The sequence below is a fragment of the Aquipseudomonas guryensis genome, assembly GCF_014164785.1.
In the GTDB taxonomy this organism is placed as follows: domain Bacteria; phylum Pseudomonadota; class Gammaproteobacteria; order Pseudomonadales; family Pseudomonadaceae; genus Aquipseudomonas; species Aquipseudomonas guryensis.
This window is the reverse complement of sequence record NZ_JACJFN010000001.1, coordinates 999,615-1,025,116: the sequence shown is the minus strand read 5'-3', so window position 1 is coordinate 1,025,116 and position 25,502 is coordinate 999,615. Positions and strand designations below refer to the sequence as shown.

Annotated in this window: 26 protein-coding genes; 15 read left to right on the top strand and 11 right to left on the bottom strand. The window is 64.9% G+C overall.

Translation table 11 applies throughout. From position 1 onward, the window contains the following. Nucleotides 1-25 precede the first annotated feature (25 nt). Nucleotides 26-994, top strand: coding sequence for a CobW family GTP-binding protein (locus H3H45_RS04695; protein WP_182832560.1), 969 nt, complete (start codon nt 26-28; stop codon nt 992-994). On the opposite strand, the gene H3H45_RS04690 is transcribed toward H3H45_RS04695, so the two are convergent. The 3 genes from H3H45_RS04690 to H3H45_RS04680 form a co-directional block, all read right to left on the bottom strand. Then, complete coding sequence (locus H3H45_RS04690; protein ID WP_182832559.1) at nt 984-1,313, bottom strand: hypothetical protein; 330 nt, start codon at nt 1,311-1,313, stop codon at nt 984-986. The two genes, H3H45_RS04695 and H3H45_RS04690, sit on opposite strands and share 11 nt — an antisense overlap. Then, nucleotides 1,313-2,164, bottom strand: a complete 852-nt coding sequence (locus H3H45_RS04685) for an extracellular medium-chain-length polyhydroxyalkanoate depolymerase (RefSeq protein WP_182832558.1) — start codon at nt 2,162-2,164, stop codon at nt 1,313-1,315. The genes H3H45_RS04690 and H3H45_RS04685 overlap by 1 nt, the downstream gene beginning before the upstream one ends. Nucleotides 2,165-2,347: 183 nt before the next feature. Further along, the gene (locus H3H45_RS04680) at nt 2,348-3,184 is read right to left on the bottom strand and encodes an extracellular medium-chain-length polyhydroxyalkanoate depolymerase (protein ID WP_182832557.1); all 837 of its coding nucleotides are present in this window, start codon (nt 3,182-3,184) and stop codon (nt 2,348-2,350) included. Between the two features lie 225 nt (nt 3,185-3,409). Between H3H45_RS04680 and H3H45_RS04675 the strand changes: the two genes are divergently transcribed. Together H3H45_RS04675 and H3H45_RS04670 are read left to right on the top strand one after the other, a co-directional pair. Then, complete coding sequence (locus tag H3H45_RS04675) at nt 3,410-5,173, top strand: DUF1302 domain-containing protein (protein ID WP_182832556.1); 1,764 nt, start codon at nt 3,410-3,412, stop codon at nt 5,171-5,173. Between the two features lie 17 nt (nt 5,174-5,190). Continuing rightward, entirely contained in the window at nt 5,191-6,552 is a 1,362-nt protein-coding gene (locus tag H3H45_RS04670; RefSeq protein ID WP_182832555.1) for a DUF1329 domain-containing protein, read from the top strand. Here H3H45_RS04670 and H3H45_RS04665 read toward each other — a convergent pair. After that, the gene (locus H3H45_RS04665; RefSeq protein ID WP_182832554.1) at nt 6,549-7,169 is read right to left on the bottom strand and encodes a TetR/AcrR family transcriptional regulator; all 621 of its coding nucleotides are present in this window, start codon (nt 7,167-7,169) and stop codon (nt 6,549-6,551) included. The two genes, H3H45_RS04670 and H3H45_RS04665, sit on opposite strands and share 4 nt — an antisense overlap. A 178-nt stretch (nt 7,170-7,347) precedes the next feature. Between H3H45_RS04665 and H3H45_RS04660 the strand changes: the two genes are divergently transcribed. From H3H45_RS04660 to H3H45_RS04650, 3 genes are read left to right on the top strand one after another with little or no spacing between them, the layout of a single operon-like run. Then, on the top strand, nt 7,348-8,148 hold the full coding sequence (locus tag H3H45_RS04660) for an alpha/beta fold hydrolase (protein WP_182832553.1): 801 nt from the start codon (nt 7,348-7,350) through the stop codon (nt 8,146-8,148). A 54-nt stretch (nt 8,149-8,202) separates the two neighbouring features. Then, entirely contained in the window at nt 8,203-9,084 is an 882-nt protein-coding gene (locus H3H45_RS04655; RefSeq protein WP_182832552.1) for an alpha/beta fold hydrolase, read from the top strand. 1 nt (nt 9,085) lies between these two features. Next, nucleotides 9,086-9,454: a DUF7079 family protein gene (locus tag H3H45_RS04650; RefSeq protein ID WP_182832551.1), complete on the top strand. Its 369-nt coding sequence runs from the start codon at nt 9,086-9,088 to the stop codon at nt 9,452-9,454. Nucleotides 9,455-9,655: 201 nt separating this feature from the next. Here the strand turns inward: H3H45_RS04650 and H3H45_RS04645 are convergent, their stop codons facing one another. Next, nucleotides 9,656-10,060 (bottom strand): DUF3301 domain-containing protein, encoded by a 405-nt coding sequence (locus H3H45_RS04645; protein WP_182832550.1) that lies wholly within the window; start codon nt 10,058-10,060, stop codon nt 9,656-9,658. 116 nt (nt 10,061-10,176) lie between these two features. On the opposite strand from H3H45_RS04645, the gene H3H45_RS04640 reads away from it, so the two are divergent. The 3 genes from H3H45_RS04640 (at nt 10,177) to H3H45_RS04630 (ending at nt 13,391) form a co-directional block, all read left to right on the top strand. Beyond that, nucleotides 10,177-11,439 carry a hypothetical protein gene (locus H3H45_RS04640; protein ID WP_182832549.1) on the top strand — a complete coding sequence of 421 codons (1,263 nt, stop codon included), beginning with the start codon at nt 10,177-10,179 and terminating at the stop codon, nt 11,437-11,439. 92 nt (nt 11,440-11,531) lie between these two features. Then, on the top strand, nt 11,532-11,909 hold the full coding sequence (locus tag H3H45_RS04635) for a DUF2946 domain-containing protein (RefSeq protein ID WP_182832548.1): 378 nt from the start codon (nt 11,532-11,534) through the stop codon (nt 11,907-11,909). Nucleotides 11,910-12,023: 114 nt separating this feature from the next. Next, the gene (locus tag H3H45_RS04630; protein ID WP_182832547.1) at nt 12,024-13,391 is read left to right on the top strand and encodes a PepSY-associated TM helix domain-containing protein; all 1,368 of its coding nucleotides are present in this window, start codon (nt 12,024-12,026) and stop codon (nt 13,389-13,391) included. 54 nt (nt 13,392-13,445) lie between these two features. Here the strand turns inward: H3H45_RS04630 and H3H45_RS04625 are convergent, their stop codons facing one another. Then, nucleotides 13,446-13,928, bottom strand: coding sequence for an acyl-CoA thioesterase (locus H3H45_RS04625; RefSeq protein WP_182832546.1), 483 nt, complete (start codon nt 13,926-13,928; stop codon nt 13,446-13,448). Nucleotides 13,929-14,127: 199 nt separating this feature from the next. Between H3H45_RS04625 and H3H45_RS04620 the strand changes: the two genes are divergently transcribed. Beyond that, nucleotides 14,128-14,847 carry a tetratricopeptide repeat protein gene (locus H3H45_RS04620; RefSeq protein WP_235983347.1) on the top strand — a complete coding sequence of 240 codons (720 nt, stop codon included), beginning with the start codon at nt 14,128-14,130 and terminating at the stop codon, nt 14,845-14,847. An 8-nt stretch (nt 14,848-14,855) separates the two neighbouring features. Here H3H45_RS04620 and H3H45_RS04615 read toward each other — a convergent pair whose 3' ends face one another. From H3H45_RS04615 to H3H45_RS04605, 3 genes are all read right to left on the bottom strand, one after another. Beyond that, entirely contained in the window at nt 14,856-15,614 is a 759-nt protein-coding gene (locus H3H45_RS04615) for an SDR family NAD(P)-dependent oxidoreductase (protein ID WP_182832545.1), read from the bottom strand. Nucleotides 15,615-15,659: 45 nt separating this feature from the next. Further along, nucleotides 15,660-17,027 (bottom strand): glutamine synthetase family protein, encoded by a 1,368-nt coding sequence (locus H3H45_RS04610; protein WP_182832544.1) that lies wholly within the window; start codon nt 17,025-17,027, stop codon nt 15,660-15,662. A 97-nt stretch (nt 17,028-17,124) separates the two neighbouring features. After that, the gene (locus H3H45_RS04605; protein ID WP_182832543.1) at nt 17,125-18,516 is read right to left on the bottom strand and encodes an aspartate aminotransferase family protein; all 1,392 of its coding nucleotides are present in this window, start codon (nt 18,514-18,516) and stop codon (nt 17,125-17,127) included. A gap of 122 nt (nt 18,517-18,638) precedes the next feature. On the opposite strand from H3H45_RS04605, the gene H3H45_RS04600 reads away from it, so the two are divergent. The 5 genes from H3H45_RS04600 (at nt 18,639) to H3H45_RS04580 (ending at nt 24,222) form a co-directional block, all read left to right on the top strand. Further along, on the top strand, nt 18,639-19,409 hold the full coding sequence (locus tag H3H45_RS04600; protein WP_182832542.1) for an SDR family NAD(P)-dependent oxidoreductase: 771 nt from the start codon (nt 18,639-18,641) through the stop codon (nt 19,407-19,409). 119 nt (nt 19,410-19,528) lie between these two features. Beyond that, entirely contained in the window at nt 19,529-20,197 is a 669-nt protein-coding gene (locus tag H3H45_RS04595; protein ID WP_182832541.1) for a GntR family transcriptional regulator, read from the top strand. Between the two features lie 115 nt (nt 20,198-20,312). Next, entirely contained in the window at nt 20,313-21,917 is a 1,605-nt protein-coding gene (locus tag H3H45_RS04590; protein ID WP_182832540.1) for a tetratricopeptide repeat-containing response regulator, read from the top strand. Further along, nucleotides 21,914-22,606 carry a sensor histidine kinase gene (locus H3H45_RS04585; RefSeq protein ID WP_182832539.1) on the top strand — a complete coding sequence of 231 codons (693 nt, stop codon included), beginning with the start codon at nt 21,914-21,916 and terminating at the stop codon, nt 22,604-22,606. Before H3H45_RS04590 ends, H3H45_RS04585 begins: the two co-directional genes overlap by 4 nt. Nucleotides 22,607-22,833: 227 nt before the next feature. Further along, nucleotides 22,834-24,222 carry a pectin acetylesterase-family hydrolase gene (locus H3H45_RS04580; RefSeq protein ID WP_182832538.1) on the top strand — a complete coding sequence of 463 codons (1,389 nt, stop codon included), beginning with the start codon at nt 22,834-22,836 and terminating at the stop codon, nt 24,220-24,222. A gap of 55 nt (nt 24,223-24,277) precedes the next feature. Here the strand turns inward: H3H45_RS04580 and H3H45_RS04575 are convergent, their stop codons facing one another. Continuing rightward, entirely contained in the window at nt 24,278-24,922 is a 645-nt protein-coding gene (locus H3H45_RS04575) for a hypothetical protein (RefSeq protein WP_182832537.1), read from the bottom strand. Nucleotides 24,923-24,991: 69 nt separating this feature from the next. Continuing rightward, nucleotides 24,992-25,399 carry an SMI1/KNR4 family protein gene (locus tag H3H45_RS04570; protein WP_160487957.1) on the bottom strand — a complete coding sequence of 136 codons (408 nt, stop codon included), beginning with the start codon at nt 25,397-25,399 and terminating at the stop codon, nt 24,992-24,994. Between the last annotated feature and the right edge of the window lie 103 nt (nt 25,400-25,502).

The following is a 25,502-nucleotide window of genomic DNA, read 5'->3' as shown; positions in this document are numbered from 1 at the left end:
GGCGGCAAAACCGCACCATAGGGCCATGCTGACGAATATCCCGACCCATCTGATCACCGGCCCGCTGGGTGCCGGCAAGACCAGCCTGATCCGCCACCTGCTGACGCAGAAGCCGGCGGATGAGCGCTGGGCGGTGCTGATCAACGAGTTCGGCCAGATCGGCCTGGATGCCGCACTGCTGACCACCGACGCCGATGGCATCAGCCTGGCCGAGGTCGCTGGCGGCTGTCTGTGCTGCGTCAATGGCGCACCGTTTCAGGTTGGCCTCGGTCGTCTCTTACGCAAGGCGCGGCCACATCGTTTGCTGATCGAGCCATCTGGTTTGGGCCATCCCGCCGAGCTGTTGCAGCAACTGCGCGAGCTGCCCTGGCGCGATGTGCTGGCCCTGCAACCGCCGGTGATGGTGCTGGATGCCGCCGCGCTGGCCGCCGGTGAGCCGCTGCCAGCAGCGCAGCAGGATGCCCTGGGCAGCATGGGCCTGCTGCTGCTGAACAAGGCCGAAGCGCTGGACGAAACCGCCCGTGAACAACTGCGTGCCCAGCTGCCTGCGCTGCCCATGCTCTGGACTAGTCACGGGCAGCTGGATTTCAGCGCCTTGCCCGGTCATGCGAGCCGGGCTGGTCAGGCGGCTGAGGCTGTGGCTTTGCCCCAGGGGCAGGCGCCGGTCGCGGTGCTATGGCGCGATGCTGCCGAGCCGATCTGCCAGATCCAGCAGCAGGTCGAGGGTTGGAGCATCGGTTGGCGCTGGCATCCGAGCCAGCGCTTCGAGCTGCTGCGGGTGCAGCAGTGGCTGGGCAGCCTGCCCTGGCGGCGGGCCAAGCTGGTGCTGCAGAGCAATGCCGGCTGGCTGTCGGCCAATGCCCTGCACGGTCAGGCCCTGCACTGGCAGAACAGCGAGTGGCGCAAGGATTCGCGGCTGGAGCTGATCTTCAGCGAAGCGCAGAACGAGGCAGAGCTGCAACGCGGCATGCGTGCCTGCCGGCTCAGCGACTGACGTTGGCCTCGCTCTCGGCGCTGGCCAGCGGCAGCCTGGCGATGGTTTCGATGATCCGCGCGCTGTAGCGGTTGACCAGCGACGGGATTGCCGAGCTTTGATAGTTGCGCAGCGACGGTTCGATATAGCGCCACTTGGCTTCGATCTCGCCGAGTTGGCGCTGGTATTGGTGGGTCTGCTGCGCGCCGGGCATCAGTGTATTGAGGGCGCCGTCGGACTCCTCGGCCAACTGGTCGACCGCCGCGAACAGGTCGAGTCGGGTGCAGGTGGGCAGATAAGGGGGAAGCGGGCAGCGCCGGGGCTGCCCGCGAACGGTCATCAGGGGTGGCCGTTGAACCAGGCGAGGATCCTGCCGGGCGAGGCGGCGAACCATTCATGACCGCCCAGGGGCTCGGTGTAACGCGCGGTTTCGATGCCGTGGTAGAGCAGGCGCTCGTAGTACAGGTCCATGCTCCACCACGGCACGGTGAGGTCGACGAAGCCGTGCAGGAAGTAGGTCGGTGGATGGTCGGTCGGCAGCTCATCGGGCACCACGCACAACGGGCCGCTGCAGGTGGCGTAGGAGCCGGACTGGACGGCCAGGGCCTTGAACTTGCCAGGGAAGGACACGGCCATGCGGCTGGTGTTGTAGCCGCCGCTGGAAATCCCGGTGGCGTACTGGCGCTGGCTGTTCAGCGGGCCGAAATGGCCGCTGGCGATGGCGTCGAACACATTGCCGAGGAAGTCGTAGTCGGTGCTCAGTTCATAGGCCTGGGCCAGGCCGGGGATGTTGGTTTGCCAGAACAGGTCGGCCGGGGCGCTGGGCGCGATCACCGCATAGCCGTTGTCCAACAGGGTCTGTACCAGCTTGCCTTCGTAGAAGCCGCCGAACGGCTGGTTGCTGTAGTAGGTGAAGTTATCCAGCGGGAAGAACGAGCCCTGGTAGATCAGTACCGTCGGCCAACCGCCGGCGGGAGGGCTGCCGAGGGGCGTCTGGTAGATCACCTTGCGCTGGCCGACCAGGCCGGAGTCGATCCAGGTGGACTGGTAGCTGCAGCTGACCTTGGCCGGTAGCAGCAGGCTCTTCTTGCGTTCGCTGCAGCGCGACTCGGCCGCGGCCGCGTTGTGCAACAGGCCGCTCAGGAGCAGGACGAACAGTGGGGTAAAACGGCGAAAGCGGGCAGTGGGCATGGCAGTATTTCTCCGTTGTTATTGTGTACCGCCCTTTCAATAGAAAACGGAATTCCGATTCCGTCAAGTGGCTACAGGCCACGGAAGACGGGGTCTGTACGGATAACGGTTCAGCCTGTTCGGGGAAATTGGCGAGCTAGAGCGCTCGCCAGGGAGATCGAGAAATCCCACTGCAGAAGCGGTTCAAGGGTGCTGCTTGAACCAGTTGAGTATCTGCCCTGGGCTGCTGACGAACCAGGTATGGCCACCGCTGGGTTCGCTATACAGCGCGGTTTTCAGGCCCTGGTAGAGCATGCGGTCGTGGTAGGGCTGCATGCTGGTCCAGGGCACGACCCAGTCCGCCTGACCATGCACGAACAGGGTGGGCGGATGATTGGCTGGCAATGCCGGCACTTCGCAGGGCGCTCCGACGCAGGTGGCATAGGACGCCGACTGAATGGCCAGGGCCTTGAACTTGCCGGGGAAGGACACGGCCATGCGGCTGGTGTTGTAGCCACCGCTGGACATGCCACCGGCGTACTGGCGTTGCTTGTTCAGTGGGCCGAACTTGCCAGTGGCGATGGCGCTGAACAGGTTGTTGAAGAACAGGTAGTCGTTACTTTGCTGGTAGTTGTTGGCGTACTCGGGGGCGTTGGTCTGCCAGGCATCCTTGGCAGTCAGGGCGTTGGGCGCGACGACTGCATAGCCGCTGTCCAACAGGGCCTTTATCAGCTTGCCCTGATGATAGGCGCCGAAGGGCATGTCGCTGTGGTAGCTGAAGGTGTTCACCGTGGCCAGGGAGCCGTGGTACAGCAGCGCCACCGGCCAACCACCTGCCGGCGCCTTGCCGATCGGGATCTGGTAGACCACCTTGCGCTTGCCGGCGCTGCCGGAATCGATCGGGAGAGTCTTGTAGCTGCAGATGAGGGTGGCCGGTTGGCTACTGGTATTTTCGCTGCAGCGCGATTCGGCCCAGGCTGTTGCGCCAGTCAGCACCAGGATGGCGGCGAGAAGAGAACGAGAGAGGTAGGCAGTCGGCATACTGCTGCTCCTGCTTTGTGTGAGTGACAAGTCAGTAGACGCCGGCTTTTGCGGAAATGCTCTATTTATTGGCGCCATATTTTCGTCGTGCGATGGCTGGCGCAGCTAAGTGGCAGAGGAGTTGGCAAAAAAATAACGGGTGGTCTTGCCAGCGTCCGGTGACGCAGCTAAATTGATTCGGAACCGATGTTCCGATTCCGATAAAAACAACAGCTGGAGGTCATCGTGACTGACCAAGGAAAGGGCTTGGCACTTGCTGGTCTGGCATTGCTTGGCACGCTGCCCATAGGGGTGGCACAGGCATTTCAGGTGCGTTCGGGCGACTGGACCACATCGCTCGATACAACGCTGTCCTATGGCGTCAGCTACCGCATGGAGGATCAGGACAACAAGCTGATCGCCCGTGCCAATGGCGGCAAGGGCAGCAATGCCGGGCTGATCAACTCGGACGACGGCAACCTCAACTTCCGCAAGGGCGAACTGTTCTCTGAAGTGGTCAAGGCGGTGTCCGAGCTGGACCTGCGCTACCAGGATCGCTACGGCGTGTTCGTTCGCGGCCGCACCTTTTATGACTTCGAGCTGGAAGACGACGAGCGCCGTCACCGCGAGATCAGCAATGACGGCCTGGAGGAGGCCGGCTCCAGCGCCGACCTGCTCGATGCCTTCGTCTACGGCAGCTGGACAGTCAACGAGCGTGACCTCAATGCCCGCCTCGGCCGCCAGGTGATCAACTGGGGCGAGGGCCTGTACTACCAGAACGGCATCGGCGCCACCAACCCGGTGGACATCAACGCCCTGCGCGCGCCCGGCTCGGAGCTGAAGGAGGCCTACATGCCGACCTTCATGGTTTCCGGCTCCTTTGAGCTACGCGACAACCTCACCCTGGAGGGCTACTGGCAGCCGGGCTGGGCCTGGGAAGCGTCGAAGATCGATCCCTGCGGCACCTACTACTCGACCCTCGATGTGCTGGGAGAAGGCTGCGACTACCTGTCTGCTTCGCCCCTGCAGGAGGCCGCGACCGGGCTGGTCGGCGAACCACTGGCGTTCGACAACCCGGCAGCAGCCCAGGCCTATGCCGACAGCCTGGCCCCCGGCTTCGTCAACGATCTGCTGCGCGGGTATCTGCCGAGCACCTTTATCCAGCGCGGCAAGGACATCGATGGTGACGATTCCGCGCAGTACGGCGCGGCCTTGCGCTGGTACGTGCCGGAGCTGAACGACACCGAGCTGGGCTTCTACTACCTGCGCTACAACATGCAGGTGCCGATGATCGGCCTGACCGTGGGCCAGCCGGTGACCCTGCCGGGCGCCGGCGTGCTGCCCGATGCCAGCAGCTCGCGCTACTACGCCGAGTACCTGGAAAAGCGTGATCTGTACGGCATCAGCTTCAACACCTCGATCAGTGGCGACAGCATCTTCAATGGCCTGTCGCTGGCCGGCGAGCTGAGCTACCGGCCGGATACACCGATCGCCCTCGGCCTCAACGAGTACCTGCCGGATGCCCTGCTTGGCAGCCTCAGCGGGTTACCGGTGGGCAGCAAGCTGGATGGCTACCGCGAGAAGGACATGTACCAGGCCTCGCTGGTCGGTATCTACAACTTCACCGGCCTGTTCGGCGCCGACTCGGCAACCCTGTTCTCCGAGCTGGTTGCCAGCCGTGTACAGGGCCTGGAGTCGGATGTCGATTACTACGAGGCAACCAGCAGCGCCTACGGTGGCCAGGTCAGCATGCAGCTGACCTACACCAACGTGTTCAACCTGGTGAACCTGGTGCCCAACGTCAGCTACCAGTACAGCATCAACGGCGTCGCCCCCCAGCTAACCAACGGCCTGGATGAAGAAGCGCAGAGTTACTCGCTGGGCCTCGATGCGATCTACAAGGAGTCCTTCACCGTCGGCGCCAAGTACGTCGACTACAGCGGCGGCGGCCTGTCGAACAAGCGCAGCGACCGCGACTTCCTCAGCTTCAACGTCAAATACAGCTTCTGACCAAGGGACGAACCGACATGTACAAGACAGGATTTCTCCACAGCGGTTTGCTGGTCGCCATGCTCCTGGCCGCGCCCCTGGTGCAGGCGCAAGTCAGTGCCGAACAGGCCGCGCGCCTGGGTCAGGACCTCACCCCGCTGGGCGCCGAGAAGGCCGGCAATGCCGCCGGCACCATTCCCGCCTGGGACGGTGGCCTGGCGCCGCGCAGCGATGCTTTCGACCCCGTAGCCGGCTACAAGGACCCGTTCGCCGCCGACCAGCCGCTGTTCAGCATCAGCCACGCCAATGCCGCGCAGTACAGCCAGCAGCTCAGCCCGGGCCAGCGGGCCATGCTGGCGCGCTATCCGGATAGCTGGAAACTGCAGGTCTACCCGACCCGCCGCTCGGCCTCCTACCCGGACAAGGTGTATGCGGCGATCAAGGCCAACGCCACCAGCGCCAAGCTGATCGCGGACGGCAACGGCATCGCCGACTTCAAGACCGCCACGCCTTTCCCGATTCCACAGTCGGCACTGGAAGTGCTGTGGAACCACCTGGTGCGTTACCGCGGCGACAGCGTCAAACGCTACTACGCCCAGGCGGTGCCGCATGCCAGCGGCGACTACTTCATGACCCAGATCGAGGACCTGTTCCTGTTCAACCAGGACGCCGGCGACGCCAGCAAGGACAACGGCAACGTGCTGTTCTACTTCCGCCAGTCAGTGCTGGCGCCGGCGCGTCTGGCGGGTACCGAGCTGCTGGTCCACGAGACCGTCGACCAGGTCAAGGAACCCCGCCTGGCCTGGCTCTACGCCGCTGGCCAGCGCCGTGTGCGACGCACGCCGAACGTGGCCTACGACTCGCCCGGCACGGCCTCCGAAGGCATGCGCACCACCGACAACTTCGACATGTTCTCCGGCGCGCCGGATCGCTACGACTGGAAACTGATGGGCAAGGAAGAGTTGTATGTGCCTTATAACAACTACCGCTTCGCCGCCAAGACCAACAAGTACAGCGACATCGTCAAGGCCGGCCACGTCAACCCCGACCTGCTGCGCTACGAGCTACACCGCGTGTGGCATGTGCGCGCCACGTTGAAGGCCGGCGAACGCCATCAGTACAAGCAGCGCGACTTCTATTTCGACGAGGACAGCTACCAGATCCTGGTGGTCGACCACTACGATAACCGCGACAACCTCTGGCGCCTCGGCGAGTCCTACACCATCAACATGTATGACCAGCCGCTGATCTGGACCAAGGGCGATGCGGTATATGACTTGATCGGTGGCCGCTATGTGATTGGCATATTGTCCAATGAAGAGCCGGCGGATCAGTTTGATATTGCCCTTAAACCGACGGACTTCACCCCGGCGCAATTACGCCGCGACAGTCGACGTTAGGCGTGGGTAACTTCCAGGTAATTGCAGATCAGCCGCGAAAGTTCCCCGGGAACAACTTCCCGGGGGGTCACGCCGAGGCTGCCGACCATGGTGAAGTAGTTCATCCCGGCGAGCAGCATGTGCGCGGCCAGGTCGGCGGCCTGTTCCGGATGCGGGTGGCCGATGTCGCTGCGGCGCGCCAGGGCGATGCGGCAGAAGGTCTGGCCGATGTAGGCGTTGAGCTGGTGGAAGCGCTGGCGGAACTGCAGGTCGGCCGAGCTGCGGCGGATCAGGGCACGGAGCAGGCCTTCACTGCCGTTGAACAGGCGGATCATGCCCTGGATCAGGCTTTCGATCTGCGCCTCGAGGGACAGGTCCTGGCTGCCGAGCTCGGCCACCAGGCTGTCGATGGCCAGCCGGCTCTGCTCGACGAAGCGGTCGTGCACGGCGTACAGCAGCATGTCCTTGTCGCCGAGCAGACGGTAGAAGGTGCCCACCGAGGATTCGGCGAGTTGGGCGACCTGGGAAATACCGGTTTCCTCGAACTGATTGTTCGCCAGCAGTTCGGCGGCAACATTGAGAAAGCGCTCAAGGGCTTTCTTGCTGCGTGCCTGGGTGGGGCTGGTAATGCTGTACATGATCCATTCTCGAGCTGGCGCGGCACGATTCTAGGGGGTTTGCCAGGGCAAGGCAAATAGCCGGATTTATCCGCTAAGACAATTAATTAGTTATCCAAGAGTGCAACTTTTTAATTATCCGGACTTTCCGGGTAACGAACTTTCGCGGCCATTTATTATTCAAGGGAAGTTTCTGGATATGGACTATATAAACTTGCCCGGTGGGCGTTTTGCCTATATCAGCCAGGGTCAGGGTGACGCGGTGCTGCTGTTGCACGGGTTGGGCTCTTCGCTACTCGACTGGCAACCGCAGATCGAGCACTTGGCGCGTTATTGCCAGGTCTTCGCCCTCGATGTGCGTGGCCATGGCCAGAGCGAACCGCTGCGCGCGCCGGTGAGCATGGCCGAGCTGGCCGCGGACATTGCCGACTTCATTCGCGCCAAGCAGATTCAGCCGTGCATCCTGGTCGGTATCTCCATGGGCGGCATGCTGACCTTCCAGTTGCTCGCCGATCAGCCGCAGCTGGTGCGCGCCGCGGTGGTGATCAACAGCGCGCCGAGTTTCATCGTCGACTCCTGGCGCATTCGCCTGCAGGTCTGGTTGCGCCTGAGCCTGGTGCGCCTGTTCGGCCTGCCGGGGCTGGCGCGCATGCTCGCCGGCAAGCTGTTCCCCAAACCCGAACAGCAGGCCCTGCGCGAACTGGTGACCCAACGCATCGCCGGCAACGAGCAGACCTCTTATATGCATGCCATGCGGGCGATCCCCGGCTGGTCGAGCCTGCCGGCGGTGCAGGCGGTGGAGACACCCTTGCTGGTGGTGGCCGGTGATCGCGACTACACCCCGCTGGCCTACAAGCAGGCCTATGTAGCGCAGTTGCGCAACGCCCGCCTGGAGGTGATCGCCGATTCGGGGCATGCCACCCCGCTGGATCAGCCCGAGGCGCTGAATCGGCTATTGGATGGCTTTATTGCCGAGCATTCGGCGACTTTACCCGCCTGACGCGCTCAAGCCTGCTGGGTACACTAGCCGCAGACTTTCTCTGCGGCCTTCCCCATGCACCTGCTCCCCTGGTCCCACCCGAGTTCCGCCGGCTTCACCCTGACCGGCTGGCACAGCGCGCCTTCGGGCAAGCCCTTGCTGCACTTCCTGCATGGCAACGGATTTTGCGGGCGCACCTACGAGCCCATGCTGGCGCTGCTGGCCGAGCATTTCGACCTGTGGCTGTGCGATGTCCAGGGCCACGGTGAAACTGAACACGGTGGCCGTTTCCATGGTTGGAACCGCAGCGCCGAGCTGGCTGTGGAGGCCTTCGAGGCCGGCCTCGGGATCTTCGGCGCGGTGCCGCGTTTTGCCCTCGGCCATAGTTTCGGCGGCGTGCTGACCAGTCTGATCCTGGCGCACCATCCGCAGCTGTTTCAGCGTGCGGTGCTGCTCGATCCGGTTCTGTTCAGCCCGCCGATGATCGGCGTCATGGGCCTGTCCGAACTGCTCGGCCTGCACCGGCGCAATGTCATGGCGAAGAAGTCGGCGGCGCGGCGCAAGCACTGGCCGGATCGCGCCACGGCGTTTTCCCTGCTGCAAGGCCGCGGCATTTTCCGCGGCTGGACCGACGAGGCCCTGCAGGCCTATGTCGACCATGCGCTGAAAGATGTGGCCGAAGGCGGCGTCGAGCTGAAATGCCGGCCCAGCCGCGAGGTGGATATCTTCAGCTCCTTCCCCAAACGCCTGTGGCCATCGCTGGCCAAGGTGCATACGCCGACCTTGCTGCTGCACGGGGTCAAGAGTTACCCGTTCGTCGGCAAGTCGGCGAAGCGTCTGGCGGCGAGCAACCCGGCAGTGCGCGAGCAGCAAGTCGAGGGCGGGCACTGCTTCATGCAGGAGAAACCGGCGCAGACCGCGCAGCGGGTGCTCGACTTCCTCCTGCAGCGCAGCTGAGATGCCGGCCAGTCGCGAGGCCGTCTGGTTGGCGCTGGCCGATCTGTGGCTGGATACCGAAATCACTGCCACGACGCTCGACGCCATCGTGTGCACCCTGCGTGACAGCGGCCTGCCGCTTGCCGAGCTGGAGCAGATTTTCTACTACGAAGTGGCGCCGGTGGTCTGGCGCAATGCCTGGAGTGTGGCCGGCGAGTGGAGCGGTTTCGACCCGCAGTGGCTACGTGAGGAGTGCGGCCGTAACCAGCAGCGCGGACGTTGGCACCGCGGCAAGTGTCGGCTGCTGCGCTGGCCGATGACCTATGCCTGTAGCGAACACTGGCAGCAGATACGCGCCCGGCTTGCGCAGTCCGGCGGCGCTCCGCTTTAGCGCGCCATCACCCCACGTGCAGGCACGGGTGCGCGCCATCAGCCGGCAGGAAAAGGGCCGGGGTGTACGCTGTATGGCAAGACGGGCTGGGCCGATGCCCTGCAGCCGGGTATCGGTTGGTGGCTCGGCTGGCTGGAGCAGGATGCCGGCTGTACAACTTTGCGCTGAACATCGACATGGCCGGGTCGCATGGACAGGTTCTCAGTCGATGCGCCGCTGCTCGGGTGCCTTCGGGTGATTGCGCCGCCAGTCGTCCAGCTGGATCACCTTGTCATCGAAGGCGGCTGGCGCCTGGAATGGATGGGCGTCCAGATCGATGCGCCCGAGCTGCTGACCAAACATGCTGATGCTGCCACTCAGGCGCTGCTCGCCGGTAACGGTGAACTCGAAATCGTAGAGCCGGGCCAGGCGGCGATTGCCACGGGCATCGCGCAGTAGCGCCAGGCGGCGCAGGGCGACGTTGCCGTCGAGCAGCTCGATATCCAGCTTGGCGCAGTGGCGCTTGACCAGCTCCAGGGCACGCTCGCGAATACCGTGGCCGCGCCAGAACCAGGCGGCGATGGCGGCACACAACAGCAGCAGGGTCAGATCGGTCAGGCTCAGCATGACAACTCCAGCGTTAACCCAGGCAGCTTAACCGATCCTGTTGATCGCGCTCAGCCCAGCTTGCGATCAGCGGTGTTGTTGGTTAGCGTCCGCGCAGTGCTGAGACGAGGGTGGATATGCGGGTGATCAAGTGGCTGTGCGGGCTATGCCTGGTGCTGGGCTGTGCCGGTGGTGCCTACCTCTGGTTGCGCGACGAGCCGCCCAGTGCCGAAGTGCAGCAATGGTTGGAGCAGGCGCGCAGCCAGCCGACACAGAGCGCCGCCTATGTGTTCCTGGCCGGGCTGGATGCACCGTTGCGGCATTCGCCGGCAGCCCTGGGCGCGGCCCGGCTGCAGGCCTACGAACAGTGGCTGGCGAGCCATGGCCCGGTGCAGGGCTTCAAGCCTGCGGCGCAAGCCAGCTTGATCCTGCCTGCTGGTGCCGAGTTCTGTTCGATCGAGGCGCCCAGCTGCTTTACCAGCCTGCTGCAACGTCAGGAGCGCTTGCCCCAGGTACTGGCCGAACACGCGGCATTGCTAAGCCGCTATCGCTATTTTCTGCGCTTGCAGGACTACCGCACGCTCAGTTCGCCAGGGCTGGCCGAACCATTGCCGCCGCTGCTGTACCTGGCGCGCGCCCAGCAGCTGCTGAGCTTGCAGGCCCTGCAGCTGGCGTTGGCTGGTGAGGGCAAGGTTGCGCTGGCCTTGCTGGAGGAGGATCAGGCGGGCATACGCCGCCAACTGGGCAAGGCCGATCAGCTGGTCATGAAGATGACCCTGGTGGCCATGCTCAACCGCAACCTGGAGTGGCTGGTGCGCCTGCATCGCGCGGAGCTGGTGCCGCAGCCCACCCCGTTGGTTAAGTTGAGGCCGGCCGAGCGTTCTCTGGTCCTGGCCATGCAGCGCGAGTTTCTGCTCGGTGCGGTGATGCTGGAGAACCTGCGCGAGGAGGATATTCCGTCGCTGCTGGAAGAGGCTTCGCTGTGGCTCGACTACAAACCGCAGATGACTATCAATGCCAGCCTGCTGCCCCATCGCCAGGTGATCCAGTTGTCACGCACCGAACCCGCGGTCTTCGCCGCACTGGTGAAAAAAAGACCTCAGCTGCCAGTGCCCAATACCGGTCTGCGCAACCGTGTCGGCAATATCCTGCTGGATATTGCCGGTGCCGACTTCGTCGAATATGTCGGCCGGGTGCAGGACCTCGACAGCAAGATCAAGCTGGTCAACCTGAGTCTGCAACTGCCGTCCGGGCCCGTGACGGCAGCACAGCTGGCTGCGCTGCGGCACCGCGGCAATCCGTATTACGCCAAGCAGCCGCCGCGCCTCGATGAGCAGAACCGTCTGTGTTTCGACGGGCCGTTGCCACAGAAGGATTTTGGGCGCTGCGTGCAGCTCTGATGGCCGGTAGCCTTTCCTTGGCTATGCTTCTGCCCGCACTGCTGCTGGTTTAGCATGGCGCCACTTTCTCCCCCGGCCAGCCGAGTAACCCGTTGACCCACTGCAGACCTACAGGCTCCGGCATCCGCCTCGCCCTGCTGGCCATGTTCCTGCTGGCATTCGGCCCGTTGTTGTCGCAGGCGCTGGTGCCGGCGGAGCAGGGCGCCGTGCCGGGCTGGATGAGCGAGCTGAGTTGCGCGGCCGAGGATGGCAGTTCGCACGCGGCCGGCGACCACGATGCGCTGTGGGCCAAGTGTGGTTACTGCACCCTGCTGTTCACCTCGCCGGCGCTGACCTCCAGCCTGCCACCGGCGCTGGCCCGCGCCCCGCTGGCCGCCGTGCCTGTGGTGCAGCGCCAAGTCGCGGTGCCGCACGCCGCACCGCCTTTTCCCGCCTCTCATCCACGCGCGCCGCCCGTTCTGTCGAGCTGATTCGCTTGTGTCCCGCCCGCGTGCCCCGCTTCTGCATGGCCGTTGGCGTACCGTGCCGCCGCCCCGTCCAGCGGGCGCTGGCGCCGAAGCTGTTCGATACGAGGCAACTGCTCCATGACTGTACGCACCCCGTCTTTCTACAACCTGGCCTGGCGCTGGCACTTCTATGCTGGCCTGTTCGTCATCCCGTTCATGCTGATGCTTGCGCTGACCGGCATCGTCTACCTGTTCAAGCCGCAGCTCGACCAGCTGATGTACCCCGAGCTGCTCAACGTGCAGCCGGGCGGCGCGGCGCTGTCCGCCGATGCGCAGTTGCAGCGCCTGCAGCAGGCCTACCCGCAGGCGCAGGTCAGCCAGTACCTGCCAGCGCCCGCCGCCGATCGCAGCGCGCAGTTCGTTGCCACCCTGGATGGGCGCAAACTCAACCTGTTCCTCGATCCCTACAGTGGCGCCGTACTCGGCACGCAGGATGCCCAGGACAACCTGCAGGCCATCGCCCGCGCCCTGCACGGTGAGCTGCTGATCGGCACTGTCGGTGATCGGCTGATCGAGCTGGCCGCCGGCTGGGGCGTGGTGCTGGTGGTGTCCGGCCTGTACCTCTGGTGGCCACGCGGCCAGGGTGGCGCCGGTGTCTTGTGGCCGCGCCTGTCTGCCCGTGGGCGTCTGCTGTGGCGCGACCTGCATGCGGTCAGTGGCTTCTGGGGCAGCGCCCTGTTGTTGTTCATGTTGCTCACCGGGATGACCTGGACCGGTTTCTGGGGCGAGAAATTCGCCGGCGCCTGGAACCACTTCCCGGCGGCGATGTGGACCGATGTGCCGACCTCGACCGTGCAGGCACGCAGCCTCAACAGTGCGGCGGATCAGACCGTGGCCTGGGCGGTGGAAAACACCCCGCTGCCGGTTTCCACCGGCCATGCTGCGCACCACGCCGAGGCTGGCGTGGCGCCGGCGGCCAGTGGACGCATCGCCCTGCAACAGGTGGTCGACACAGCCAATCGCCTCGGCGTGGCCCCCGGCTACAGTGTGACCCTGCCGGCAGATGAAACCGGTGTGTTCACCGTCGCTCTGTTCGCCGACGACCCGCGGCATGACGCCACCCTGCATCTCGATCAGTACAGCGGCCAGGTGCTGGCCGATATCCGCTGGGCCGACTACGGCCTGGTGGCGCGCACGGTGGAGAGCGGGGCAATGCTGCACGAGGGCAAGCTGTTCGGCCTGGCCAACCAGTTGGTCATGCTCGGCGTTTGCCTGCTGATCCTGCTGGGCTCGCTCAGCGGATTGGTGATGTGGTGGAAGCGACGTCCGCAGGGGCGTTTCGGTGTGCCGCCGCTGCGGCATGACCTGCCGCTGTGGAAAGGCGGGGTGGCGATAATGCTGCTGCTCGGCGTGCTGTTCCCGCTGGTAGGTGCTTCGCTGCTGCTGATCTGGGCGCTGGAGTGGCTGTGGTCGCTGCGCCGGCAGGCCGAGGTGGTGCCGGGTTGAGGGGGTGCGCCCCGGCATTGCGCCGGGGGCAGCCTACGCGATCGCAGTCGCTATCTAGCCTTCGGCGTTCAGTACCCGATAGCGCTGCTCCAGCTCTTCGCGGATGGCCCGGCGTTGCTGGGCTTGGGCGAACCGGCGCTGCTCGTCGGCCGTCGCCGGCTGCAGGGTCGGTACCATCTGCGACTGGCCGTTGTCGTCCACGGCGATCATGGTGAAGAAGCAACTGTTGGTGTGGCGCACCGAGCGTTCGCGGATGTTCTCGGTGATCACCTTGATGCCGATCTCCATCGAGGTGCGCCCGGTGTAGTTGACCGAGGCGAGGAAGGTCACCAGCTCGCCGACATTGATCGGTTCGCGGAAGATCACCTGATCCACCGACAGGGTCACCACGTAGCTGCCGGCATAGCGGCTGGCGCAGGCATAGGCGACCTGGTCGAGGTACTTGAGCAGGGTGCCGCCGTGGACTTTCCCGGAAAAATTGGCCATATCCGGGGTCATCAGCACTGTCATCGACAGTTTGTTGGTTCCAAGTTCCATGCGTTTCTCATAGGCAGATAAGGTATGTGCTGGCGCATGCAGTCCTGCGGGGGTCTGCTTGTTGTTATAGGTGCTGCTCTCGATCTTCGCCGCACCAGCGCGGCTGGGCATGCAAGTTTGTGGCCGCCGGGCTGGCTGCATGCCGGGGGCACGCGCCACCCGCTAAGCTGGGCCGTTGCCCTTTCAGGAGGTTGACCTCATGTTCATCCTGCGCTGTTACGGTTTGCTGGTGTTGCTCCCTTTCGGCGCTCTGTGCACTGCGGCAGAGCAGGCGTGCGACAGCGCTGCCCAATGCAACCAGGCCGGCAGCGCCGCCTACCAGGCGGGACGCTACAGCGAGGCCATTGCGGCATTCGAACGGCAACTGCGACGTTCCGAGGAGGGTGACGCGGCACAGCAGGAGCTGGCACTGAACAATCTGCTGCTGGCCAACCTCAAGGCCGGCGATCCCGGCATGGCCCGCGCCTGGCTGGAAGTGGCGCTGGACAATGGCCTGCAGGGGCCGGCGACGCGGCACAATATGGGCAAGCTCGCCGCTGCCTTGGACTACCCGGCGCTGGCCGCGACGGTCGAGGGGCACTACCTGCGCTATGCCGGCCAGGGGGCGTGGAGCAGCCTGGATATCCAGCGCCAGGGCAATGGCTACCGGGTGTTCTTCAGCCCCTTGCGGGCCGGTGCGCAGATCGAGGAATACGGCCCGGCAGCCATCGGCGAGCTGAATGGCAGCATCAGCGGCACAGGCCCGCACTTCAGCCTGAATGAAGCCGGGCTGGCGGCGGGGTGCGCGGTGGAGCTGCTGTGGAATGGCGCCGACATGCGCGTGCTGGAGGCCTTTGGCGAGGAGTGCCAGGCCTATGGCGGCGCCGGTATCAGCGTCGCCGGGCGCTACTACAAGACCAGCAGCGCGGCGAGGTTCTAGTCGCGGGCTTACTTGCCGGCCGACAGGCCCAGGTCGATGGCTAGGTCGGCGCCGGTGATGGCTGCCGCCGTGGGCTGGCAGAGAAAGTACACCAGTTCGGCTACCTCGCTGGGCTGGACGAAGCGTGCGGTCTCACCCTGGGGATACTTGGCCAGCAGGCTGCGGTAGTAGCCGAGCGGGTCGCCGTTGCCATATTGCTCGGCCTGGAAGGCCAGCATCGGCGTGTCGATATCGCCCGGCGATACGGTGTTGCAGCGCACACCGAAGGGCGCCAGGTCCAGCGCCAGGGTCTTGCCGAGCAAGGTCAGGCCGCCTTTGCTGGCGCAGTAGGCCGCAGCGTTCTGGTTGCCCTGGCGTCCGGCATCGCTGGAGATATTGACGATGGCGCCGCGGCTGTCCTTGAGATGGGGAATCGCCGCCGAGCACATGAAGAAGGGCGCCTTGAGGTTGACGGCCATGAGCAGGTCGAAATCCTCTTCGCTGAACTCGTCCACCGGCCCTTCGCGCCAGACGCCGGCGGCATTCACCAGAGCGTCCAGGCGGCCGCAGCGCCCGAGCACCCGGCTGACCACCTCGCGGCAGGCCTCAGCCGTGCGCAGGTCGGCGGTGATAGAACCTGCAAGTGGCAGCTCATGGCCGAGCTGGGCCAGGCCGGCGCCGTTCTGGTCGGTCACTGCGACCCGCCAGTTGCCTTGGTGGAAACGCTGGGCCAGGGCCCGGCCGACGCCCCCGGCGGCGCCACTGATCAGTACCACGGGTTGGCTCATTACAGACTCCGTTTGCACAAAGGGTTGGCTGCGCTTTGCGTAGGGTTAGGCGTGAGTGAGGTACCAGCGCCAGTCTTGCTCGCCGACTTCACCCATGAACTGGCGGAACTCGTTCCATTTGATCGCCAGGAACACCTTGAGGAAGTCCTCGCCCAGCGCTTCCCTGGCCCAGCTGGAGTTCTCCAGGGCGCGCAGGGCGGTCAGCCAGTCGGTCGGCAGGGTCTCGCGGGCCTGCTCGTAGCCGTTGCCGATGATTTCTTCGCCCGGATCGATCTGGTTTTTGATCCCGTGATGGATGCCGGAAAGAATCGCCGCTGCCGCCAGATAGGGGTTGGCGTCGGCGCCGCAGATGCGGTGTTCGACATGCCGGCTCTTGGCTGGGCCGCCCGGTACGCGGAACGACACGGTGCGGTTGTTCACCCCCCAGCTCTTGGCCAGTGGCGCGTAGCTGTTGGCCTGGAAGCGGCGGAACGAGTTGGCGTTGGGGCAGAAGATCGCCAGGGCGTCGTTGAGCGTGGCCATCATGCCGCCAATGGCGTGCTTGAGCAGCGGTGTGCCATGCGGGTCTTCGGATGCCATCAGGTTGTTGCCTGCGGCGTCGGCCAGGCTGACGTGCATGTGCAGGCCGCTGCCGGCCAGGTCGCCGAACGGCTTGGCCATGAAACAGGCCTGCAGCCCGTGCTTGTTCGCTACGCCCTTGACCAGGCGCTTGTAGCGCACGCCTTCGTCGATGGCCTGCAGCGCGTCGAAGCGGTGCTCCAGGGTCAACTCGACCTGGCCGGGCGCGTATTCGGAAATCGCCGTGCGCACCGGCAGACCCTGCACTTCGCAGGCGGCGTAGAGGTCGTCGAGGAACGGCTGCAGCTGCTCCAGCTCGTACACGCCATATACCTGCGGCGCCTGCGGGCGCACGCCATTGGCTTGCAGCGCGGGTTGCGGGCGGCCGTTGGCGTCGCGGGTTTTATCCAGCAGGTAGAACTCCAGCTCTACCGCCATCACCGGGTGGTAACCGTCGGCCTTGAGCCGGTCGATGGCGCGCACCAGCACATGCCGCGGATCGGCCGGTGCGGCCGGCAGGCCCTGGGTCGGGTGCATGCTCACCTGCAGCTGGCCGGTCGGTGTGGCGCGCCAGGGCTGCAGGGTCAGGCTGCCGGGCAGCGGGTAGGTCCAGCAGTCGGCGTCGGCGACTTCCCAGACCAGGCCGCTTTCTTCCACGTCCTCGCCCTGGATGGTCAGCGCCAGGATCGAGCTGGGCAGCGGCCGGCCGTTCTCGTAGATGGCCAGCAGCTCATCGCGGTGCAGCAGCTTGCCGCGCGGGATGCCGTTGGCGTCGATCAGCATCAGCTCGATGCTGCGCACTTCGGGATGCTTGGCGAGGAAGTCACGGGCTTCCTGGGGATTGGCGAATTGCATGGATACCTCATTGCGTTCGGTGACGCGTGATCTGTAGCCCGGATGTAATCCGGGAAGGGACCAACCCGGATTGCATCCGGGCTACGACGAACGTGAATTACTCGCGGGCGCCGGGAATGGCCAGCAGTTCGGTCAGGGCCTGGTCGAGCATGCTGATCAGCTTGTCCACATCGTTCGCCGTGGTGCTCGGGCAGCACAGGGTCATGTTGTGGAACGGGGTGATCAGGATGCCGCGGTTGATCAGGTACAGGTGCAGGGCCATCTGCAGTTCGTCGTGGAACGCCGCTTCGGCCTCGGCGCCGGTCTTCGGTGAGACCGGGCAGAACTGGAACTCGCTGCGCGCGCCCAGCTCGGTCACCGACCACTTCAGGTCGTGCTTGCCGATCAGGCTGCGGAAGCCGTCGGCCAGGCGCTTGGCCAGCGGCAGCATGTGGTCATAGGCGGCCTGCGTCATCACCTGTTCCAGGTTGGCACGCATGCAGTGCATGGCCAGCGCGTTGGCCGACAATGTGGTGCCCATGCCGCTGTGGCCGTGGCCGTGGCTTCCCTCGCTGGCGCGTTTGCGCGCGGCGGTCATGGCCTCGGCCATCGCCGCACTGCAGCCGAAGATGCCGCACGGCACGCCGCCGGCAATCGGCTTGCCGACCACGAAGAAGTCCGGCTCCAGATCCCAGAGTTTGGTGCAGCCACCCATATCGGTGGAGATGGTGTGGGTCTCGTCGATGATCAGCAGTGCGCCGTATTTACGGGTCAGCTCGCGGCACTTCTGCATGAAGCCCGGCTCGGGCAGGACCATGCCGATGTTGGTCATCGCCGGCTCACAGAGCAAGGCGCAGACGTCACCTTTCGCCAGCGCGGCTTCCAGTGCGGCCACGTCATTGAACGGCACCGAACGACTGTACTGGGTCAGGTCGTAGGCCTGGCCGACCAGGCCGGAGCGCGGTACGGTCTCGCCGTCGATGCAGCGCACCATCACATCATCCACGGTGCCGTGGTAGCAGCCGTCGAACACCAGCAGGGTCTTGCGCTGGGTAATCGCGCGGGCCCAGCGCAGCACATAGCGGTTGGAGTCGGTGGCGGTGGCGGTGACCTGCCAGAACGGCAGGCCGAAGCGCGCGGCCAGCAGTTCGCCGCAGACTACTGCGTCTTCGCCCGGCAGCATGGTGGTCAGGCCGTTGTTGCCCTGCTCGGCGATGGCCTTGGCGATCGGATCCGGCGAGTGGCCGAACATGGTGCCGGTGTCGCCCAGGCAGAAGTCGATGTACTCATGGCCGTCGACGTCATAGAAGCGCGCGCCCTTGGCTCGTTCGACGAACAGTGGCACCGGGGTCGACCAGTCAGCCATCCAGTGCATTGGCACGCCGCCGTAGAGAGAGTTGCGCGCACGTTCGGCCAGGGCCACGGATTTCGGGTTGCGCGCGATAAAATGCTCACGCTCGCGCTGGGCGAAGGCTTCTACGGCGGATGGACGGATACCACTGGCAGTCATGTTGAACACCTCGTTCGAATATCTGCACATGCTCATTTGTGATCACAAATAAGTCAATAGATGTCTTATGAGCGGTATTGAGGTAGATTTTCCTTAATTTGTGATCACAAGTGGTGGCAGGTATGGCAAATCTACAGCAAGTGGCCCTGGTCAGCGGTGCCGGCAGCGACAGCGGTATCGGCCTGGCCATCGCCCGACGCCTCGGCCAGCAGGGCGTGCGCGTGCTGCTCACCGCCAGCAGCGCGCGGGTCGAACAGCGCGCTGCCGAGTTGTGCGCTGAAGGTATTCAAGCACGTGCCCGCGCCGCCGACTTGACCGATGAGCAGCAGGTGGCCGAACTGGTCGACTGGGCGCAGGCGCAATGGGGGCAGATCGATATCCTGGTGAACAACGCCGGCATGGCCATGCAGGGTAGCCCGGAGCCGTTCGCCGAGCTGGCCGAGATGGACCTGGCTACCTGGAACCTGTCGCTCAACCGCAATCTGACCACCACCTTCCTGCTCACCCGTGGCGTGTTGCCGGGCATGCGTGCGCGCGGCTACGGACGTATCGTCAATATCAGCTCGACCACCGGCACCCGTGGCAGCAACCCGGGCGAGTCCGCCTACAGCGCGGCCAAGGCCGGCATGCTCGGCCTGTCCATGGGCCTGGCGCTGGAAGTGGCCAAGCAGGGCGTCACGGTCAACAGCGTGGCGCCGGGCTGGATTGCCACCGGCTCCAGTACCGAGGAGGAGCGGCATGCCGCCGAATACACGCCGATCGGCCGCGCCGGGCGCCCGGAAGAAGTGGCGGCAGCGGTGGCCTTTTTGGCCTCCCGCGAGGCCAGCTATATCACCGGCGAAGTGATTGTCGTCGATGGCGGTAACTGCCTAATCGAGAACAAGGCTCCGTGAGCCATTAGAATGCATTGCGCCGCTCTAGCGCGGCCTTCTTCAATATAAGGAATGTCCATGCGCAACTGCTCGCTGACCCTCGCCCAACTGCCCGCGCCACCGGCCAAGGGTGAATGACCATGGCCGACAATCTGCAGGAACAGCTCTACCAACGAATTCGTGAAGGCCTACTGGCCGGGCGCTTCCAGCCTGGCGAGCGGCTGAAGATCCGCGACCTGGCCGCCCAGTGGGGTTCCAGCCCGATGCCGGTGCGTGCCGCTCTGCAGCGCCTGGTGGCCGAAGGCGCGCTGGAAGGCGAGCCGCAGCGCTCGGTGCGCGTGCCGGCGATGACCCGCGAGCGTTACCAGAACATCTTCCAGGTGCGCCTGGGCCTCGAAGGCCTGGCCGTGGAGCTGGCCACCCCGCGCCTGACCCCGGCCGACCTGGCTGTGCTGCGCGACTGCGTGGCACGCATGGACCTGGCCATCGAGCAGCGCCAGGTGCAGGCCTATCTGGATGCCAACAGCCAGTTCCACCTGCACCTCTACAGCGCCTGCGGCAACCCTGTGCTGCTGCGCTCAATCGAGTCGCTGTGGCTGCAGATCGGGCCGTTCTTCAACCGCCTGTTCACCGGTGCCGACCTGTCGCTGCGGCTCAACGATTTCCACGAAGAAGCCTTCACCGCCATCGAGGCCGGTGACGCCAAGGCGGCGCGCCAGTTCATGGAACAGGACCTGCTCTACTTCGCCCGTTTCCTCCTCAATCTGCTCGAACTGGAGGGCGCTCAGGCCCGCAGCGTCAGCCCTTGAGCCAGGCTGGATGGGCGTCTGAGAGAAACGCGCTGGGTAATTCTGCGGATCGACAAGGGTGGCGTTTCCTGTCTTACACTCAAGCAATCGATTCTCCGGCCCCAAGGATTGCCCGATGGCGGACTACAGCAACACGCGCTTCCTGATCGTCGATGACTTCTCCGACTTCCGCAGCTCGGTCAAGGCCATGCTGCGCGATATCGGCGCGCGCGACGTGGACACCGCCGACCGCGGCGAGGAAGCCCTGGCCCTGTGCCGGCAGAAGCGCTACGACATCATCCTGCACGACTACAACCTGGGCACCGGCAAGAACGGCCAGCAGGTACTCGAGGAGCTGATCGCCGGCAAGCTGATCAGCCACCAGTGCATTTTCGTCATGGTCACTGCCGAGAGCAGCCAGGCCATGGTGCTCAGTGCGCTGGAGCACGAACCGGACGCCTACCTGACCAAGCCGTTCAACCGCGCCAGCCTGGCCCAGCGCCTGGACAAGCTGGTCGAGCGCAAGACCCTGCTCAAGCCTGTCCTGCAGGCGCTCGACAAGCAGGAGCCAGCCGCCGTGCTGGCCGCCTGCGACAGCCTCAGCCGCCAGGACAAGCGCCTGGTGCCGCTGTGCCAGCGCTACCAGGCCGGCGCCCTGCGCGAGCTGAACCGGCATGCCGAGCTGGAGAAGCTGCTCACTGGCGTACTGGCCGACCGCGCCTTGCCCTGGGCCTATATCGCGCTCGGTAGTCTGCTGCAGACGCGCAATGAGCTGGCACGTGCCCAGGAACTCTACGAGCAGGCCCTGCAGACCTTCCCCATGCTGCCGGCGCTTTACGACGGCCTGGCCGCTGTGCTGGCCGCACGCGGTGAGAGCAAGCGTGCCCAGGAAATCCTCGAGGACGCGGTGAAGCTGTCGCCCCTGGCCATCCGCCGGCAGATGCAACTGGGCAAGCTGGCGCTGGACAACGAAGACTTCGGCAGTGCTTCCAAGGCCTATCGCCAGGCCATGGAACAGGGCCGCAATTCGCGCTTCAAGAGCCCGGAGAGCTACCTGGGCATGGCCCAGGCGCTGATCGCCGAATCCGGTGAGGAGAACCTCGACAAGCGGGCCCAGGCCGATATCGCCCAGGCCATGGGCGAACTAGACAAGCACTATGGCGAGGACAAGGCCCTGCAGGTACGCGCCACTCTGATGCAGGCCAAGAGCCTGCAGAAGTCCGGTGATCCGGCGCGCGCCGCCAAACTGACCGAAGAGGCGGTGGCGCGCATGGCCGATCTGCCGCAATTCTTTTCCGCCGATGCGGCACTGCTGGTGGCCAGCCAGCTGCGCGAGCTGGGCCAGGCGGCGGCCAGCGAGACGTTGCTGAAGAGCTGCGTGGAGATCTACGGTGACGACCCGACGGTGATGCAGAACGTCGCCAAGCAGACCGACGACCCGCAGATCCTCGCCGGTGGCCAGGAGGCCGTCGACTTCAACCGCCAGGGTATCCGCGTCTACCAGCTGGGCCGCTTCGCCGATGCCCTGGAGCTGTTCCGTCGCGGCCTGGCGTTGCAGCCAAAGAACATCAGCATCGCCCTCAACACGGCGCAGTCCCTGCTGCGCCTGGGCGGCGACAAACCAGAGCCGGATCTGCTCGACGAGTGCCGCCGGTGCCTGGACGCGGTGAGCATGATTCCCTCCAGCGACCCGCGCTACGAGCGCTACCAGCAGCTGCGCCGGCGGGCCTTCGAACAATGAGCGACGCCCGCGAAGGTCTGGATTTCTCCACGGTGATCGCCTCCACCGTGCACGACATGAAGAACTCCCTGGCCATGCTGATGCAGGCCCATGGCCAGTGGCAGGGGCAACTGCCGGCGGAGCTGGCCCACAACAGTGCGCAGGGGGTGATCGAGTACGAGTTCGCCCGCCTCAACGGCATGCTGGTGCAGTTGCTCGGCCTCTACAAACTGGGGGTCAACCAGCTGCCGCTGCGCCCGGCCTACCATGAGCTGGAAGACTTCATCGAAGCGCAGCTGGCGCGTCATCACGAAGTGCTGGAGAGTCGCCATATCGCCGCCCGTTGCGAGGTCGAGGACTTCCAGCTGCTGGGTTTCTTCGATCAGGAACTGCTCGGCTCGGTGGTCGCCAACATCATCACCAACTCCATCCGCTATGCGCGCAGTGCGCTGCTGGTGCGTGCCTGGCAGGAGCCGGGGCAGCTGGTGCTGTCGATTTGCGACGATGGCCAGGGCTACCCGCCGGCCATGCTCGCCGAGCAGTCCAACTACGTGCTCAGCCTCAACCACAGTACCGGCAGCACCGGCCTCGGCCTGTACTTTGCCGGGCGCATTGCCGAGCTGCACGAGCGCAATGGCGTGCGTGGGCATATCCAGATCAGCAACGGCGGCCCGCTGGGCGGCGGCGAGTTTCGTATTTATCTGCCCTGATGCAGATGGCCGGCGATGGCAGTGCTATCGGGCCAGTTAGCTTCTTTTGCCGCCTCTATCCCGAATCAATATAAGGGTGTTTCTGGCCTTCCTCGCGCTATGTACTAGCGTGCCTCTTGTGCCTTTCGTCCCTGTTTACCGGCCGGACTCAGTGGATCATCGCGACGCATGGATGCATCTGGCAGTTGCCCGTGCTCGTACAACAAGAACAAGACGAGGACATGTCCATGAAACCTTTCTTCCTGGCCTGCTGCATTGCTGCTACGTCGCTGCTTCTGGTTACCCCGGCTCATGCCGAGCTGGGGGACTACAGTTTCTGGAAGACCCTGCTCAACCTGACCCTGCCGCCAGCAGCGGACAACAAGGTCACCGCCGAGCAAAGCGTCGGCCCCTACCCGCTGCTGAACAACCCCGGCGGCTTCAATGCCGGTTTCAAGCCCAACCTCTACTACGCCTGGCAGACCGTGCAAATGGCGCCGCAGACCGGCGCGGTGTGCGGCAACGGTTCGCCCTACAAGTTCTTCGTCAACCGCGTACCCAACACCAGCAATACCATCATCTACCTGGAAGGCGGCGGCGCCTGCTGGGACTACGCCAGTTGCACCGGGCAGACCGGTATTCGCGGGGCGCGCAACCCCGATGGCATACCCGACGACTACATGAGCCTGCTCAACCCCGGCGCCAGCCTGGTTAGCCCGCTGGTCGTGCGCCTGCACCCCTGGACGCGGACCAAGACGCAGAACTGGAACATGATCTACGTGCCCTACTGCACCGGCGACATCTATTCCGGTGACAAGGTGGCGGTGTACGAAGACCCGCAGAATCAGAAGCCGCCGCTGGTCTGGCATCACAACGGCCTGCGCAACACACGGGCGGTGGTGGCCTGGCTGAAGAACAACCTGCAGCGCCCGGCGCAGTTGCTTACCACCGGCTGCAGCGCGGGTGGCGCCGGCAGCCTGACCAACTATGTGGGCATCCGCCAGGACATGGCGCCGACCCGCGGTTTTCTGCTCAACGACTCCGGTCCGGTATTCAGCGCGCCGCTGGGCAGCGACAGCGCGCAGTACCCCTCGCGCCTGCTGCAGGATCAGATTCGCGCGGCCTGGGGTTTGAACGACGGCCCTGTGCCCTATCTGCAGAGCCGCCTGCCGGGGCTCAATGCCAGCGACCTGGGCAGCCTGTATCCGGCGTTGGCGAGCAACTTGCCGGGCGACCGCATGGGCCACACCCACTTCTGGAAGGATCTCAACTACTCGTCCTATTCCTATGAGCGTTTCTACCCGGACATCATCAATGCGCCGGACGCCGCCACCAAGGAGGCATTGATCCACGCCAAGTGGGATGTGGACACCGGCCGCCTGCGCGACCAGTTGGCCAACCTGGACAACTTCGGCGGCTACTTCCCGCAGTTCCGCGCGGTCAACGAGAGCCACTGCACCAGCATCATTGAGTTCGCCAACTCGGACATTCAGGAGCAGAACCTGGAGCTCGATGATTTCGTTAACAACCTGCTCGATGGTAGCGGCGCGGTACTCTCGGCCTCGGAGAGCAGCGACGCGGCCGACCGGGCCAAGCCGTTCAATCTGCTCTACTACATCCTCGACCAGCTGCTTTAGGCGGCGGGCTGCGAATCGGCAAAGGGGGTTGGAGAAACCCCCTGTTTCTAGCGTTTTACTGGTAGGTCTGCTCCCGCGCCTCCTGCAGGCGCTGGCGCAGGTACTGGTCGCGGCTCAGACCGTCGGGAATGCTGTCCAGCGCCATCACTTCATCGACGATGCGTTTCTCCTCGGATTTGTAGCGACTGAAGCGCGCGTCGGGGGCTTTCGCCTGCGCCTCGCGCGCGGCGCTGAGTGCCTGGTAGCGTGCCAGCAGTGCATCGGCGCGGGCCTTCTGCGCTGCCTCGTCGCCACCCTCGGCCTGGACTAGCCCCACCTGCATCAGCAGCGCCTCGCTCAGTGCCAGCTCACCGGCGGCCTCGCGCCGTTCTATTTCGCGGGCCAGGGCGGCGGCGCGCTGGCGGCGCTCCTCCTCGCTCAGGGCGGCGGCGCCCTTGATGAAGATCTGGTAATCGCCGGCAAACTTCAGGCGGGCCTGGTAGTCCAGCACCTCAGGCGTCTGCAACAGTGCGGCCCGCTTGACGTCGTCGGCCAGGCTGCCGGCGCTTTGGGAATGGGCGCCATCCGGCAGCGCTGCATCGGCGGCGGACGGGAGCGGGCCAGGTTCCTCGGCGGAACCGCCCAGACCCAACCACAGGCCGCCGCCGATCGCCAGGCCGGCGAGGGCGGTGAGGGGTAGCCAGCGGGTGATCTTGGCCATGTTGGCGGCGCTCCGAAACGGATCTGGTTGCCAGTTAAGCTCAGTGCCTGGCGTGCTGCTAGCGGAGCCTCAGCTTTCCAGCCAGACGTCGCGCACCCAGTGCCACACCGAGTCCCAGCTTTCGTCGGTCAGTTCGCCTTCGTCGCCGTCCCACAGCCAGACGGTGCCTTCTACGTCCACGGCGTAGTAGTCGCGGCCGTCCTGGCACAGCGGCACCAGGTCACGCGGCAGGCCGAGGTCCCAGGCCACCGAGGCGACTTCTGGCAGATAGGTGTGCGAGTGCGGGTCGGCGGCGGTTACCGGCTCCAGGCGGCCGTAGACCACGTCGCTGACCTTGAGCAGGAATTCGCGCAGTTCGAAGGGCAGGTGGATGAGGATCTGTTCCTGGATTTCCACCAGGGTTTCCTCTTCCGGCAGCTCCAGCGGTACCGGAACTGGCTCGTTGAGTTCACGCAGCTGTTCGATGACTTCTTCCACGGGGCTTCTCCAGGCAGTGCGGCGGTCGGCTAGAGGGTAGCCGATCGGACGCGCGTTTTACCCTGTTGCGGCGCTGAGCGGAAGTAGCCCGGAGGTAATCCGG